The organism is Patiriisocius sp. Uisw_017, assembly GCF_047731265.1.
In the GTDB taxonomy this organism is placed as follows: Bacteria; Bacteroidota; Bacteroidia; order Flavobacteriales; family Flavobacteriaceae; genus Patiriisocius.
In genome coordinates this window covers 2642784-2658363 of the sequence record NZ_CP159835.1, presented here as the reverse complement: position 1 = coordinate 2658363, position 15580 = coordinate 2642784, and the positions used below count along the sequence as shown (strand labels likewise).

Below are 15580 nucleotides of genomic sequence, written 5' to 3'. Positions count from 1 at the left end.
CTACCAAATTCCAAATACCTTAGCTATTGTGCTCGAAGCTAATAATAACGTGGTTAACACGATTACAATTCCGAAGAAATTTTGAAGTCTATCATTTTTATTCTTGCCTAAGACCGAAGTCTTATTCACTACCCATAATAAAAAGATGGCAATTATAGGAAGTAGCAATCCATTTGCTACTTGTGCAAATTGAATGATCTCGATTGATTTAAAGCCTACCGATGAAAAAACTACCCCAATAGCCAATATCAATATCCAAACCGCTCTAAATTTAAGAGATTTTAAATTTATTTCCCAACCAAAACAACCTCTTGCAACATAGGCAGCCGCAAGTGGCGCAGTGATCGCTGAGGTAATTCCTGCAGCAAAAAGACCTAGGCTCAAAAAGTATTTGGCATAACTACCAAACAAAGGTTCTAAACCTTTTGCTAGGTCTGCTGCATTGCTTATTTCGGTTTGTTGTATTGCTGCCCCACATACGATGATTGCCATCGATACCAATCCACCCAAAACAATAGACACATATAAATCTGTTCTTGCCTTTTTTAAATCTCTTTTACCACTCCATTTTTCTTTTACAAGAGATGCGTGTAAAAACAGATTGTAAGGCACCACAGTTGTTCCTACTAATGCTATTATAGTTAAGACACTATCTTCTGGAACACTTGGCTTTAAAAGTCCTAATAACACATCTAAAAGATTAGGCTGCGTTAAAATAGCGGCGACTAAAAAAGAGAGGCTCATAATAATCACCAACATTATCAGCGATTTTTCAAGTACTTTATAATTGCCTATATAGAGTAAACTAAAAGCAACTGCACCTATGAGTAGCGGAATATATTGTGAGACATAAGCAGGAAGAATCGTTTGTAAACCCAATGCACCGCCGCTAATGTTCCCAGCTTCATACGCGGCATTACCAATTAAAACCGCAGAAACAATCAATACCATCGCAGCACCACGAAGCAAGGGATTTGAAATTTGCTCCTTTACAGTTTCTGACAATCCTTTGCCGTGAATCAAACCCAAGCGCGCCGCCATTTCCTGTAATACAATCGTTGCAAATATTGAAAACAACATCGCCCAAAGCAAAGTAAAGCCATAGGTTACGCCAGCTATGGTGCAAACTGTTACCGTACCAGGACCAATAAAAGCGGCTGCTACTAAAGTTCCTGGACCTATGTTTTTTAGTGGATTTTTCAAGATTATTTTATTTATTGGTTTTATTTACACTTTAACTGAACATCCCCTCTAGCCCCACCCTCAAGGGAGAGAACACTTTGCTGGACCCTATGGTTTAAATTTTCAATTTACTGCTTGTTTTGAGAAAGTGCATAAATAGCAAAACTTCCTAGCCAATGACCTCCTTCATAACTATCGCCAACGAGGTTTGGATATGAATATTTAAGATGTTCGTTGGCAATATTATTTAGGTGACTGTATTCTGGATATGTACTTGCCAGACCATATAAAACCCAAGCGCGACTAAAGTTAAGACCGTCAAGATGCACTAACTTACCATCGCTACGATCGCTCACTTTAGCAACATCGAGTGTATAATTTTTATCTATTAATTCAGGCATAAAGCTAGCGAGCCATCTTTTAAAATCAGCCTTAGACAAGACTCTTCTCATAATATCTAGTTCTTCTAGACAGGGAGATAAGAAATCATAGCCGCTAGGCTCCCATTTTATCGGGCACCCATAATCTTCTAGATAGAATTCTTTGGCTCTCTTTTTTATAGCTTGGGCAAAATTAGTATCGTTCACTGTTATTGCGTAATCAAAAGCAAATGCCAAACCGAACGCCGTATTGGTATGTTCTCCCACTCTAATTGGATAAACTAACTTTGGCAAGAACACTTCATAGTTTGCTATAATTTTCTGGGTTAGTGGCGCTAAATTTCCTTCTAATTGTTTTGCTTTTGGATGGTCCCAGGTATTGAGTGCCTCCGCAAGTTTTAGCAACCAAGCCCACCCATAGGTACGTTCGTAACTTTTATTGAGTGGTTTGCTGAAATACATAAGCTCTTGAGCTACATTCTTTTTAGTAATCTTAGCTTCTAATATAGCAATGGCCTCTTCTGCCCTTTCCATTGTGGGAAATTTATCCAACAGCGTCACCATTGACCAATACCCGTGAACGGCACTGTGCCAATCAAAACAGCCATAAAAAATGGGATGTAATGCTTTTGGTTCCGAGAGATCCTCTTTGCCTCCTATTGTTTGCCCAAGTTTGTTTGGGTATTGTGTGGTAACGCAATGTAGTGGGAGTTCTAATAGTTTATTTGCTTCGGTTATCGTGAAATTTGGACTTTCGAAGATTTCAGGTTTTGCTTCGGAAATTGTATTTGAAGGTTTGGCTTCTGAAATTTCAGTTATATTACCTTTTTTACAAGAGAACAAGAGTACTGATAAAATTAGCAAAATAATTCTGTCCATAAATTTGTAAATAAATTATTCAACTAAAATACAAGAATAAACTACCTCTTAGCAAGCCTAGGAGGTATAATAATCCCTAAAGAAAAATTTGGTTTCTTGAATTTCAATATATGAAACCCTAAAAACCTCTACATCTGGTTTTTTTATAGTTTCCAAACAAAAAAGACTACCCTTTCGAGTAGTCTTTTAAAATTCAGTATAAAATCTGAAATTACATTTTCACATCATCTAATTTTACTTCTTCGCCTTCAGTATCTAACAATTTTACTTCGTCAAAACCCATTTCTTTAAATTGTTCATATTGCGTTGCCGCATCTCCCACCACTAAATACGCCATACGTGATCCATCTAAATATTTATTGGCCAATGCTTTGTGCTCTTCTAAAGTCATCACCTTTACAATTGCCTCTTCATTTTCGATATAATTTGCTGGTAAATCATAAGCGCTGCGTTCTTGCAACATACCTAATAAAGAACTTTGCGTTTCAAAACGACGCGCGTTTGACTTTATCAAAGCATTTTTTGTAAAATCTAAATCTTCTTGAGAAATACCTTCTTTATACTTTTCTATTTGTTCCTTGAATATTTGGACAGATTCACCGGTGGTATTCGTTCGAACACTTGAAGAAGCCGTAAACGTTCCAGGAATTTTAGTACCGCTAAAGTTAGTTCGAGCTCCGTAGGTATATCCTTTTTCTTCGCGTAAAATCAAGTTTACATTACCACTAAAAGAACCTCCTAATTTGTAGTTCATTACTTCAGCAGGGTAAAAATCTTTATCTGTACGAGCCATCCCAATATATCCAATGTTTATAACCGATTGCTTCGCATCTGGAATATCAACAAAATACAGTGATGACTTATCGCGGTTATCTGTGATTGCGTATTCAGGAATAGTTACTTCTTTTGCTTTCCAATTAGCTTCTAAATCTTTAAGCTCTTTTAAAACGGCAGTCTTATCAATTTTTCCTACGATATGAAACTTACTAACCGAAGGTGAGAAGTTACTGTCATAATACTCTTTTAAATCCTCCATACTAATCCCTTCTACAGAAGCAACCGTACCACTTGTTGGGTATGCAAAAATGTGGTCTTCACCATACAACAACTTATTATACACGTTACTAGCCACACTGTTTGGGTTCGCAGCAGAACGCTTAATATCGTTTATAGTTTTGGTTTTTATTCTACCAAACTCTTCTATATCAAAGCGTGGTTCTAACAAGACTTCCTCAATAAGGTCCATTGTTTTCCCGAAGTTTCTTGTCAATGTATTTCCTTGAATAACGATACTCTCTCTGGTAGTATACATATTAACAGATGCACCGAGTAATTCGATAGCCTCTTCTAGCTCTTGTGGGGTTTTGTTTGCGGTGCCTTCCATCATGATGTCAGTCATTAAATTTGCAACCCCGTTATTATTTTTGTCATCCAATAAATGTCCTCCACGCATTACAATACTAAAGTTTACTGTTGGAATCTCATTTTGTTCTATTCCATAAACTTCCATACCATTGCTTAAATCTGCAGTCCAAGAGTTTGGAATTTTTAAGGCAGGTGAATCACCTGTACTTGGAGCGACCGAACGATCAAATTTTGAGGGTGTTTTAGCTATCTCACTTGCAGCATCTGCTAATTCTTTAGCAATATTCTCTGTGATTTCTTCTTCAACAACAGGCGCTTTTATAGAGTTCTCTGTAATTAACTCGATTTGGCCTTTTGGCACAAAACTGGTCATCACATAGTTCTTTCCTTTGATATAGGTATCGTAAACACGAAGCACATCTGCTTTTGTTACTTTTTTGATATTTTCGATATCATCCTCTATAAAACCAGGATCTCCAGTAAACTCATTATAGCTAGCCAATTGAAAAGACTTTCCAAGAACACTGCTTATACCGTTGTAAAAACCTGTTTCTAAACCAGCTTTAATTCGCTCTACATCTTGATCTGTAATTTCATCTTTTTCGAATCTTGCAAACGCTTCGTTGATTCCTGCTTCTACATCATCAAGATCTACTCCTTCGTTTGCAGTCACGCTAATTCTAAATGCTCCAGCCAACTCATCCGAGGCATTAAATGCAAAAGCACGAGAGCTTATTTCTTTCTCTTTAGTCAACACTTTATATAATGGAGCTTTTTTACCTTGTGAGAATAATTCGGCTAAAAAATCTAACGCATAGGCATCTGGCGTGTACTGCTCTATTGTAGGCCATACCATATTTAATTGCGGTGCTTTTGCAAAATTATCTTCGTGATATAGTCTCTTAGTTTCAGCCAATGTAACTGGTTGCGGCGCAAGGCGTTCTACTTCTTGACGTCTTTTTATTTCACCAAAGTATTTTTCAATTAATGCTTTTGCTTCTTCATTTTCAAAATCACCTGCAAGCACTAAAGTTGCATTATTTGGTCCATAAAATTTATCGTAAAACTCTTTTACATCTTCTACCGTTGCGTTTTGAAGATCTACCAATTCTCCAATAACCTGCCAGTTGTAAGGATGCCCTTCTGGGTACAAGTTCTTATCTATCACCCAACTAGTGTGCCCGTAAGGATTGTTATCTACTCGTTGGCGTTTTTCATTTTGTACTACTTCTTGCTGATTATAGAAGGCGGCTTCGGTAACAGTATTGATTAGAAATCCCATGCGGTCACTTTCCATCCAAAGTATTTTTTCTAATGCATTGTTTGGAACAATCTCATAATAAATAGTTCCATCTTTCCAAGTTCCCCCATTTAATGTTCCTCCAGCATCTTGAATGTTTTTAAAGAATTGGTCTTGAGGCACATTTTCAGATTCTTGAAACAACATGTGTTCAAATAAATGGGCAAAACCAGTACGTCCAGTTTTTTCACGGTTAGACCCTACACCATACTGTATAGCCAGAGATACGATTGGATCGCTTTTGTCTTGGTGTAAAATGACCTCTAGACCATTATCCATCGTGTATTTCTCGAAGTCTACTGAAAGTTTTGCACTCTCAACTGAGCTTGTTTCTGAATTTTCTTTACACGAGGTAAAGCATACGATTACCGCCAGTGCAAAAAGCAAAGACATTTTTAATTGAATTTTTTTCATTGATTTTGATTTTTTTTACAACGTTAAAAATAGTTCTAGTGTATTTTAATTCCCTTAAAATATTGTTAAATGAAACAATTTTAAAAAAACCCCACGGCTGTACTGTGGGTCTTGAGGCTATATTAAGTGCTATTTATTTGATTCTCAATTCGCGTTCAGCTTGTTTTAAATCCTTCCGACAGATTGTGAGTGCTTCCTTGTATTCCTCTATAGTGCCTTCTGCGTCAATTAGAGAACGCAGCTTTTGTTTTTGATCTAGCATTCCTACATATATTTTTACGATATAGGTATACATTTCATACAAATACGTAGAATCCTTTGTAGGTAGTGATGTTTGCATATCTACCAATTTGCTGCCAATGAGTTTAGATTCGCAATCTATTTGTGCTCCTGGATTATCCAATGAATCCATCATCGATTTCACTTTAGAAATGTCTTCATAAAAATTATTTTGAAAAGCCATTTCCTCTTTTACTACTTTTGTTTGGTGTCTCAAAAAATCATTTTCGGTTGACGGCACTTTGAAATTAAAATAAACCGCTGCCACAATCATTCCTGCGGTTAAAAGAAACAATCCTAAAAATTTAAAAAAGCCCGTTTGTCTGTCTTTGCTGTTCTTTGGTTTCCTCTTGATATTAATTTTTAAGTTTTTTATTTAATATTGCTTTCTTAGTCTAATAACAAACTTTGTCTGCTTTTTACTTCGGTTTTATCTACTACTTCTTCTTTCACAAAAATACCAGATTCATTTTTCTTACCTATATAATCAAGCTCGTTTAGTTTTTTGAAAAGTGGAAGCATGAGTTTAGTGAATGCTGAAATCTGAATTAATGATGAATTTATATCGGTATGCGTGTATTCCATTTCGATTGTATCTGCGAACACATTTTCAAAAGCACACACGATACTTCACAAAAAATTCAGCGCTTCAAAAGGACAACACGCTGCAGATAAGGTTTATCACGTACAGAATGTCAATAATATGGATATGGGATTAAAGAAGTTTATATATTCTTTTAATAGTGTAGCTACAAAATATTTACATCACTACTTAAAATGGTACTTAGTACTAGAAAAAATTAAGAATTAAACCACTCATATAAAGACCGTTACCGCAATTGCTTTTGCTTAGAATAGCGCACGGTAAGAACACAAACAACAACTATTCAATATGCTCATTTAGAACTTAGCCAAAATAAAAGAGGTGTTGAAAGTAGTATAACAGAAACAAGTTATTGTAGTGTTATCCATCAGTCTAAATCTATATTTTTAACTTTTTCCGTAAAATAGGTCATCACAGGAATAAAAATTAAAACAAATGCTCTTGCAGAAAATTGGAAAACATTAATCAAAGAAAAAAGGCAACTCAAATTTTTAATGTCGTTTAAATTAAATTTTAAATAATGACTAGCCATCAAAAAACATAGAAAAGCCACAAGCAATAGTGGCTAATAAACACATAGTTTAATTTAAATGGATGTCCATTCAGATTTAGTTTTATCAAACTTTTTAATAACCCGTGCAGGAGCGCCCACAGCAATAGAATAAGCTGGAATATCTCTTGACACAACACTCATAGCACCAATAATTGCACCATCGCCAATAGTTATTCCCGGTAAAATAGCTACGTACTCGCCAATCCAAACGTTTTTACCAATGGTAACTTTTTTAGAGGTCAAAACGCGGTCGATAGGATTTTCGTCAGGATGGCTGTGAATCTCTCCCGCATAAGAACCGTGATTATGATCTGAAATAAAAACTTTTGAAGCGATAAGCGTATTGTCGCCTATTGATATACCTACAGCAACACCTATATGTACATAATCATTAAATTCTACATTTTTACCTATATGGAGTACAGGAGTAATGGTTTCTGAATTTATAATATCAATTCTTAAATTGACTCCAGTTGTTAAACTTTCTCCTCCTTGAATGCCCTTTTTACCTCGGATATAAACAGGCAATCTAATAATTCTTGCCTTTGGGTAAAATAGCATCGTGAATAACTTATCTCTAATAAGTCTCATAAAACCAAACAAGCCATATATTTTAAGCGATTTAATCATTTTCTATATTCTAAAGTTAAATTAGGAATTATGACATTATTTGTTTGAAAATGTTTTTAACCATCAAGAAAAATAAGATTAAAAATAAAGCAATAACACTTCCTAAAATTAGACCAACTATTTTACTTGTTTTGTCTTTTTCAAATGGCAAAACAGGACGGTCTATTATTTGAATTAATGGTGTTTCTTTTCTCAGCGCCATTTTGGCTAATTCGGTTTTTTTACTAGTTCCTTTAGCAAAGCTATATTGGCATAAACCTCTACCCTTTTTCGAGGGGCAGGTATTCTTCTTACACTTAAGTTTGGATTCAGGTTAAATATCGTCATCGCCAAGAGTGTCTATTTCTAGGGTAATCAAATCCGAATTCTCTATTAAGTCCTGATCCTGAATCAAAACCGTTTAAAAAAGAACAAAAATCAATAAAAAGTGGGTGAGTTTTTTAACCACATGACACAATATAAATTAATATTTTAGGAATATACATAAAGTTAAAAGTAATTATCGTGATTTTTTTTTGATTTGTTTATAATAGTATTATAGCCTATGATTTCTATAAACAAACATAAATGATTGCATATGAACTTTCAATTCTGTGTTGTTCATTAAACTTCAAGCTTATTATCGCTGTTTTGAATTCCAATAATGTTGTTACTATTAAAATTAAAAAAATAGGTTCAGTATAAATAGTTCTTACCTACCTAGAATTAAAATGTATCAATCCGAATACAAACAATGCAAATAATGACGCTTGGAATCGGTATCGAGATGATCTCAATAAAATTATTGGAATCACAAAATTGGACCAAAAAATCAATGGAATTTCTCTTTTAGCAACCTATGGAACAGGAAGAAATGGCTAAGCACCAAGAGTGATGTGAAGTTGGACAGAAATTCGCGTTTCTTTCTTGTTGGATGCTCCGTAAATTAATGTGCCTGAAGTATGGAAATATTGTTACTTCTCTGCTTCGCATTTATCATTTATTAGCTTTCATCCCAACCATCCATCGCGATCAAGTGATCGATATTGAATCGCTTCGCCAATATGACTCCCATCCACAATTTTATTACCCTCAAGATCTGCGATGGTTCTGGCTACTTTCAGGATCCTGTCATAAGCTCTTGCTGATAAATTGAGTCGTTCCATGGCGCTTTTTAAAAGTTGTAATGACTCTGCATCAAGTTTACAATAAGTTCTTATTTGTTTTACACCCATTTGTGCGTTGTAGTGAACGTTGTCGAGTTCTACAAACCTTTCAGTTTGTACTTTACGTGCAGCTGATACGCGTTCTCTAATAGTCGTACTTGGTTCTCCTTTTCGTTCGTCGCTTAATTTTTCAAAAGGAACTGGCGTTACTTCTATGTGAATGTCTATTCTATCTAATAATGGCCCTGAAACTTTACTGAGGTAGCGTTGCATTTCTTGTGGAGAAGATTGTACGGGTGCGTCTGGGTCGTTAAAATATCCACTAGGACTTGGATTCATACTTGCGACCAACATAAAACTCGCAGGATAGGTTACTGTAAATCGGGCTCTCGAAATAGTAACATCTCTATCTTCTAAGGGTTGGCGCATTACTTCTAATACACCTCTTTTAAACTCTGGTAATTCGTCTAAAAACAATACGCCATTGTGGGCTAATGAGATTTCGCCAGGTTGAGGGTATTGTCCGCCTCCCACGAGGGCAACGTCGCTTATAGTATGATGTGGACTTCTAAAAGGTCTAGCAGTCATTATACCTGATTTTTGCAAGGTTCGTCCTGCGACGCTATGAATTTTAGTTGTTTCTAAAGACTCTTGTAAGGTCATTGGAGGAAGGATGCTGGGCAATCTTTTTGCTAGCATTGTTTTTCCGGAACCTGGCGGTCCTATTAATATAATGTTATGCCCTCCGGCTGCGGCAATTTCCATACAGCGTTTTATAGATTCTTGGCCTTTTACATCAGCAAAATCAAACTCAGGATTTGAGAGGTGTTCGTAGAACTCTGTTTCAAGGTCTACGATGGTTTGTTCGAGTGGGATTTTAGCATTAAAGAATTCTATTACTTCTTTGATATTTTCAACTCCGTATACTTCTAATCCTTCTACAATTGCTGCTTCTTTTGCATTTTTGTTCGGAAGTATAAACCCTTTAAAACCCTCTTCTTTTGCTTTTATAGCAATTGGCAATGCCCCTCTTATGGGTTGGAGGTTTCCGTCGAGCGATAATTCGCCCATTATTATATAGTCTTTGAGTGGATTATTTTCTTCGATTTGACTTGTTGCAATTAAAATCCCCATGGCTAAAGTCATATCATAGGCTGAACCTTCCTTACGAAGATCTGCTGGAGACATATTTAGAATGAGTTTTTTACCAGGAATTTTGTAGCCATTGTTTTGTAGTGCTGCAGCGATGCGATAATTACTTTCTTTAATAGCATTATCTGGTAATCCCACTAAATGGTAGCCCACGCCATTATCCACATTTACCTCCACAGTTATGGTAGTTGCTTCAACTCCAAAAACAGCACTTCCATAAACTTTTGTGAGCATATGTTATTGTTTTTTAAACCTATGGACATCACAGGAGTTATAAATATAGTAAAATAAAAACCCCCGCCTTAAAAAAGCGGGGGTCAATCATTACGATAGGTTCTTTTTGTTATTTTTTGACTAACTGTAGTATCGTTGTCTCATTTGACGAAGTAACTTTTACAAAATAAACTCCAGTGTCTAGGTCTTGTATGTCTATAATACTTTTTGTTGATGCAGCGTTTATATTCTTTACCTCTTGTCCTAAGATATTGAATATCTGAACGGAATCTAAAACCACACTTGCTTCAAGATTAAGTTGAGTACTTGCGGGATTAGGATACATTACTAAATCTGCTATGGTATTATCTGTTACGCCTAATTCTTGTTCCGTGGTAAATTTACGAACATCAGAAAATTCACTTTCTCCACAATCACTAATTGCTTTTACTCTCCAAAAATACTCAGTAAGGAATGCTAATCCTGTTACGCTTGCCATCGTTTCTGGTACTGTTTGTTGGTTTACAATATTTGTGAAATTATCATCAAGAGCAAGTTCAAAATCATATTCTGTGGTAGCGCCATCTGAAGGATCCCAAACTAAAGTAAGGTCTATAGGCCTGTTACTAGAATTGTTTGGCGGTGAATCTAACTCAGGTATTGTTAAGGTAGTTTGACCTACTACTTGAAGTGTTAAGAATGTATTCGTTATTTGTCCAGTTCCAGTAGATATTACTTTAATTGTGTAATCTCCAAGTGCCACATTTTCTAATCCAGAAACCTCTAATATTGCGGTACCTGACCCAGAGACCGTGTCTGGTGTTAAGGTTGCGGTAGCGCCTGTAGGTATATTATCGAAGGTAAGATTAAATGTTTCTGAAGCACCAGTGTCATAAACATAGTCAATTTCAAATTGTTCTGAACTTGCCGCTGCGCAAGTTTGAATGTTTGCATCTGTAGAAGAAATAGCGACTGCATCATTTGCCATTCCTGTAATTATCATAGAAAAAGTTTGTGTGCCATTTACAAGTAAACTACCCTTGTGAGAAACACGAACGATGTATTCACCTGCTGGGGGTGCTACCATTTCAATTTTTTCGATATTATCTACTAGGTTGTCTCCTGTAGTTGCTCCTGCCGTAGGGTTAGCGACATCTAAAACCCAAGGTAAGAAAGTTGCTCCACCATCCACAGAGATTCTTAAATCTAAATCATTTTTTAGTCGTGGCGTAGAAACATCTTCAATACCTGCAGGCAAGAGATCTCCGGCTGGATCTGTCCAGGCTATAGTCGCCCATACATCACTCACACCATCTGCAGTAAATGAAAATGTGTAGGCTCCTAGATCGGCAATAGTTTCTTCCACTATTATAGAACTTCCACTATTATCAGATATTACTTGTACTGCTCTTTCGGTATTCATAAGTCCCCATCCAAAACGATAATCTGGCCCTGGTGTTGTTCCTGCTTCATCTGCCGTATGTAATGCAAGCCCTCTTAATGTAGAAGCAAGCATAAACGCTCCATTAACCTCGTTATAATGTTGCTGCAACAGTATTAAACTACCAGAAACAGTTGGTGCCGACATGGAGGTTCCACTAAAATTGCTATATTGATTATTAGAACCGCCAGTACTTGAAAACATATTTACCCCTTTAGCAGAAATATCTGGCTTGATACGACCGTCGTCTGTAGGTCCCCAACTACTAAAAGAAGACATATTAACATCACTTGGACCTTGATAATCTAAAACTTCTAAGGTAGCTGCAACTGTAATTGCATTTTTGGAAACTGCTAAATCAGTAATATAATCGTAGCCACCGTCTCCTGGATTTTCTCCAGAATTTCTAGCATTTCCTGCTGCCATAACTGGCATATAAAAAGGGGCATCATAAATCATTCTATCAATATTCCTGGCTCTAGAATCGTAATATCCCATGTACCATAAGTTGTCGCCATTTGGAGGCTGCCCATAACTATGGTTGGATACTAATAATCCGTCTGCTGCTGCTGCGGTCATTTCTGATGTGTCGTTACCAAAACTATAGGATATAAGTTCTGCCTCTGGAGCCATGCCTTTTGCACCACCATTTACAGGCGCCCCTGAACCAATCATTGTTCCAGAGACATGCGTTGCGTGGTTACTGATAGTTGATGCACCATCTATTTGAGTTACTCGCCCTGAAAACAAAGTATGTGTTGTTCTAACAAGACCACCATCCCAAATTCCTGCGAGCATATTTTCGCCATTTAGATCTAATCCTGCAGATCCTCCTGTATGAACTCTGTCTGCACGTGTCGTGATCGCTCCTTCTCTATTATATGTTTGATAATATTTAGGGGCTCCGTTTGGAAAAACGCCAACAAGAAGTGCTTTTCCTCCGTTTGGAAGTTCAATTTCAGTTTCCCATCCATTTTGAACGGCAAGTGCAAAAGCCCTTTGTTGGTTTGTTTCAAAAGTATCTCTGAATTCTACTTCAAGAGCGCTTAATTTTTCTTGATCGTAGGCGCTAGCAATTACCAAGCGTTCTGCCTCGGTTTGCGCAAACATTGTTACGCCTGCAATCGCAGAAGCAAACAATGTGAGAAGTGATTTTTTTTTCATAGCTGTAGTGATTTTATTTTTCGATACGCAAAATAAGAAAAAAGGACTATAGATGCTACTTATCGAATTCATTAATCGCAGAGTTTAACACTTTACCGTATTGATTTAACAGATTTTTGACCCTCTAGTTCTTATTGTTATCAGAATCTAGAAAGAATCCACGACGAATTTGTAACCAATAGGTTTATAAAATTATTGGTTTTTTGATTAAATAATAAACCCCTACCTTAAAAAAGGTAGGGGTTAAATAGAAAGCTATATAGATGCTTATACTTTAATTAACTGTAGTACCGTTGTCTCATTTGACGAAGTAACTTTTACAAAATAGATTCCAGTGTCTAGGTCTTGTATGTCTATAATACTTTTTGTTGATGCAGCGTTTATATTCTTTACCTCTTGTCCTAAGATATTGAATATCTGAACGGAATCTAAAACCACACTTGCTTCAAGATTAAGTTGAGTACTTGCGGGATTAGGATACATTACTAAATCTGCTATGGTATTATCTGTTACGCCTAATTCTTGTTCCGTGGTAAATTTACGAACATCAGAAAATTCACTTTCTCCACAATCACTAATTGCTTTTACTCTCCAAAAATACTCAGTAAGGAATGCTAATCCTGTTACGCTTGCCATCGTTTCTGGTACTGTTTGTTGGTTTACAATATTTGTGAAATTATCATCAAGAGCAAGTTCAAAATCATATTCTGTGGTAGCGCCATCTGAAGGATCCCAAACTAAAGTAAGGTCTATAGGCCTGTTACTAGAATTGTTTGGCGGTGAATCTAACTCAGGTATTGTTAAGGTAGTTTGACCTACTACTTGAAGTGTTAAGAATGTATTCGTTATTTGTCCAGTTCCAGTAGATATTACTTTAATTGTGTAATCTCCAAGTACCACATTTTCTAATCCAGAAACCTCTAATATTGCGGTACCTGACCCAGAGACCGTGTCTGGTGTTAAGGTTGCGGTAGCGCCTGTAGGTATATTATCGAAGGTAAGATTAAATGTTTCTGAAGCACCAGTGTCATAAACATAGTCAATTTCAAATTGTTCTGAACTTGCCGCTGCGCAAGTTTGAATGTTTGCATCTGTAGAAGAAATAGCGACTGCATCATTTGCCATTCCTGTAATTATCATAGAAAAAGTTTGTGTGCCATTTACAAGTAAACTACCCTTGTGAGAAACACGAACGATGTATTCACCTGCTGGGGGTGCTACCATTTCAATTTTTTCGATATTATCTACTAGGTTGTCTCCTGTAGTTGCTCCTGCCGTAGGGTTAGCGACATCTAAAACCCAAGGTAAGAAAGTTGCTCCACCATCCACAGAGATTCTTAAATCTAAATCATTTTTTAGTCGTGGCGTAGAAACATCTTCAATACCTGCAGGCAAGAGATCTCCTGCTGGATCTGTCCAGGCTATAGTCGCCCATACATCACTTACACCATCTGCAGTAAATGAAAATGTGTAGGCTCCTAGATCGGTAATAGTTTCTTCCACTATTATAGAACTTCCACTATTATCAGATATTACTTGTACTGCTCTTTCAGTATTCATAAGTCCCCATCCAAAACGATAATCTGGCCCTGGTGTTGTTCCTGCTTCATCTGCCGTATGTAATGCAAGCCCTCTTAATGTAGAAGCAAGCATAAACGCTCCATTAACCTCGTTATAATGTTGCTGCAACAGTATTAAACTACCAGAAACAGAAGGTGCCGACATAGAGGTCCCATTCAAAGCACCATATTGATTATTAGAACCGCTAGTACTAGATAACATATTTACCCCTTTAGCAGAAATATCTGGCTTGATACGACCGTCGTCTGTAGGTCCCCAACTACTAAAAGAAGACATATTAACGTCACTTGGGCCTTGATAATCTAAAACTTCAAGAGTAGCTGCAACAACAACATTGTTTTTCGAACTACCACTACCAGTAAGATAATCGTAACCTCCATCTCCCGGGTTTTCGCCGGAACTTCTAGCGTTCCCTGCTGATTTCACTGGAAGATAAAAAGGAGCATCATAGGTTATTCTATCAACATCCCTAGCACTAGAGTCGTAATATCCCATGAACCATAAGAGATTATTATCTGCAGAAAAACCGTAACTATGGTTCGATACTAATAATCCATCGGCTGCTGCTGCAGTCATTTCTGATGTATCGTTAGCAAAGCTATAGGATATAAGTTCTGCCTGCGGAGCCATCCCCTTTGCAGCACCACTTACAGGCGCCCCTGAACCAATCATTGTTCCAGAGACATGCGTTGCGTGGTTACTGATAGTTGATGCACCATCTATTTGAGTTACTCGCCCTGAAAACAAAGTATGTGTTGTTCTAACAAGACCACCATCCCAAATTCCTGCGAGCATATTTTCACCATTTAGATCTAATCCTGCAGATCCTCCTGTATGAACTCTGTCTGCACGTGTCGTGATACCGCCTTCTCTATTATCTGTTTGATAATATTTAGGGGATCCGTTTGGAAAAACGCCAATAAGGAGTGCTTTTCCTCCGTTTGGAAGTTCAATTTCAGTTTCCCATCCATTTTGAACGGCAAGTGCAAAAGCCCTTTGTTGATTTGTTTCAAATGCTTGTCTTAACTCGTATTCAAGTAAACTTAGTTTTTCTTGATCGTAAGAGTTCGAAATCACAAGACGTTCTGCCTCGGTTTGAGAAAACATAGTTGTGCCTACAATCACAATGGCAAACAATGTGATGAGTGATTTTTTTTTCATAGCAAAAAATTAATTAATTTAGTTAGTGCAAAATAATAAAAAGTGATAACTTCTTCTTCCTTAGCAAGGAATAATATATGATTTTAACAATTACAAGTCAAAACAACTAAGAAATCAATAAAAAAATGTTGGCATCT

At 36.7% G+C, this 15580-nt stretch carries 10 protein-coding genes; all 10 read right to left on the bottom strand.

Annotation, left to right across the window (positions count from 1 at the left end; translation table 11 throughout):
• The 10 genes from ABXT67_RS12050 to ABXT67_RS12005 all read right to left on the bottom strand — a co-directional run bounded on the left by ABXT67_RS12050 (nt 1) and on the right by ABXT67_RS12005 (nt 15443).
• On the bottom strand, nt 1-1206 hold the full coding sequence (locus tag ABXT67_RS12050) for an Nramp family divalent metal transporter (RefSeq protein ID WP_415376990.1): 1206 nt from the start codon (nt 1204-1206) through the stop codon (nt 1-3).
• A 104-nt stretch (nt 1207-1310) separates the two neighbouring features.
• Entirely contained in the window at nt 1311-2441 is a 1131-nt protein-coding gene (locus ABXT67_RS12045) for a DUF2891 domain-containing protein (protein ID WP_415374294.1), read from the bottom strand.
• Nucleotides 2442-2652: 211 nt separating this feature from the next.
• The gene (locus ABXT67_RS12040) at nt 2653-5520 is read right to left on the bottom strand and encodes a M16 family metallopeptidase (RefSeq protein WP_415374293.1); all 2868 of its coding nucleotides are present in this window, start codon (nt 5518-5520) and stop codon (nt 2653-2655) included.
• A 133-nt stretch (nt 5521-5653) separates the two neighbouring features.
• A complete protein-coding gene (gene tssO, locus ABXT67_RS12035; RefSeq protein ID WP_415376989.1) occupies nt 5654-6154 on the bottom strand; it encodes a type VI secretion system TssO in 501 nt (166 codons plus the stop codon).
• A 35-nt stretch (nt 6155-6189) separates the two neighbouring features.
• On the bottom strand, nt 6190-6405 hold the full coding sequence (locus ABXT67_RS12030; protein WP_415374292.1) for a hypothetical protein: 216 nt from the start codon (nt 6403-6405) through the stop codon (nt 6190-6192).
• A gap of 584 nt (nt 6406-6989) precedes the next feature.
• A complete protein-coding gene (locus ABXT67_RS12025; RefSeq protein ID WP_415374291.1) occupies nt 6990-7586 on the bottom strand; it encodes an acetyltransferase in 597 nt (198 codons plus the stop codon).
• A gap of 28 nt (nt 7587-7614) precedes the next feature.
• Nucleotides 7615-7788, bottom strand: a complete 174-nt coding sequence (locus ABXT67_RS12020) for a hypothetical protein (protein WP_415374290.1) — start codon at nt 7786-7788, stop codon at nt 7615-7617.
• A gap of 787 nt (nt 7789-8575) precedes the next feature.
• On the bottom strand, nt 8576-10117 hold the full coding sequence (locus ABXT67_RS12015; RefSeq protein ID WP_415374289.1) for a YifB family Mg chelatase-like AAA ATPase: 1542 nt from the start codon (nt 10115-10117) through the stop codon (nt 8576-8578).
• Nucleotides 10118-10226: 109 nt separating this feature from the next.
• The gene (locus ABXT67_RS12010) at nt 10227-12701 is read right to left on the bottom strand and encodes a S8 family serine peptidase (protein WP_415374288.1); all 2475 of its coding nucleotides are present in this window, start codon (nt 12699-12701) and stop codon (nt 10227-10229) included.
• Between the two features lie 267 nt (nt 12702-12968).
• Nucleotides 12969-15443 (bottom strand): S8 family serine peptidase, encoded by a 2475-nt coding sequence (locus tag ABXT67_RS12005; protein ID WP_415374287.1) that lies wholly within the window; start codon nt 15441-15443, stop codon nt 12969-12971.
• Between the last annotated feature and the right edge of the window lie 137 nt (nt 15444-15580).

Coding starts and splice junctions, on each gene's coding strand:
- ABXT67_RS12015 (WP_415374289.1), bottom strand. CDS start 10,117: ATGCTCACAAAAGTTTATGGAAGTGCTGTTTTTGGAGTTGAAGCAACT.
- ABXT67_RS12040 (WP_415374293.1), bottom strand. CDS start 5,520: ATGAAAAAAATTCAATTAAAAATGTCTTTGCTTTTTGCACTGGCGGTA.
- ABXT67_RS12020 (WP_415374290.1), bottom strand. CDS start 7,788: ATGGCGCTGAGAAAAGAAACACCATTAATTCAAATAATAGACCGTCCT.
- ABXT67_RS12005 (WP_415374287.1), bottom strand. CDS start 15,443: ATGAAAAAAAAATCACTCATCACATTGTTTGCCATTGTGATTGTAGGC.
- ABXT67_RS12025 (WP_415374291.1), bottom strand. CDS start 7,586: ATGATTAAATCGCTTAAAATATATGGCTTGTTTGGTTTTATGAGACTT.
- ABXT67_RS12045 (WP_415374294.1), bottom strand. CDS start 2,441: ATGGACAGAATTATTTTGCTAATTTTATCAGTACTCTTGTTCTCTTGT.
- ABXT67_RS12010 (WP_415374288.1), bottom strand. CDS start 12,701: ATGAAAAAAAAATCACTTCTCACATTGTTTGCTTCTGCGATTGCAGGC.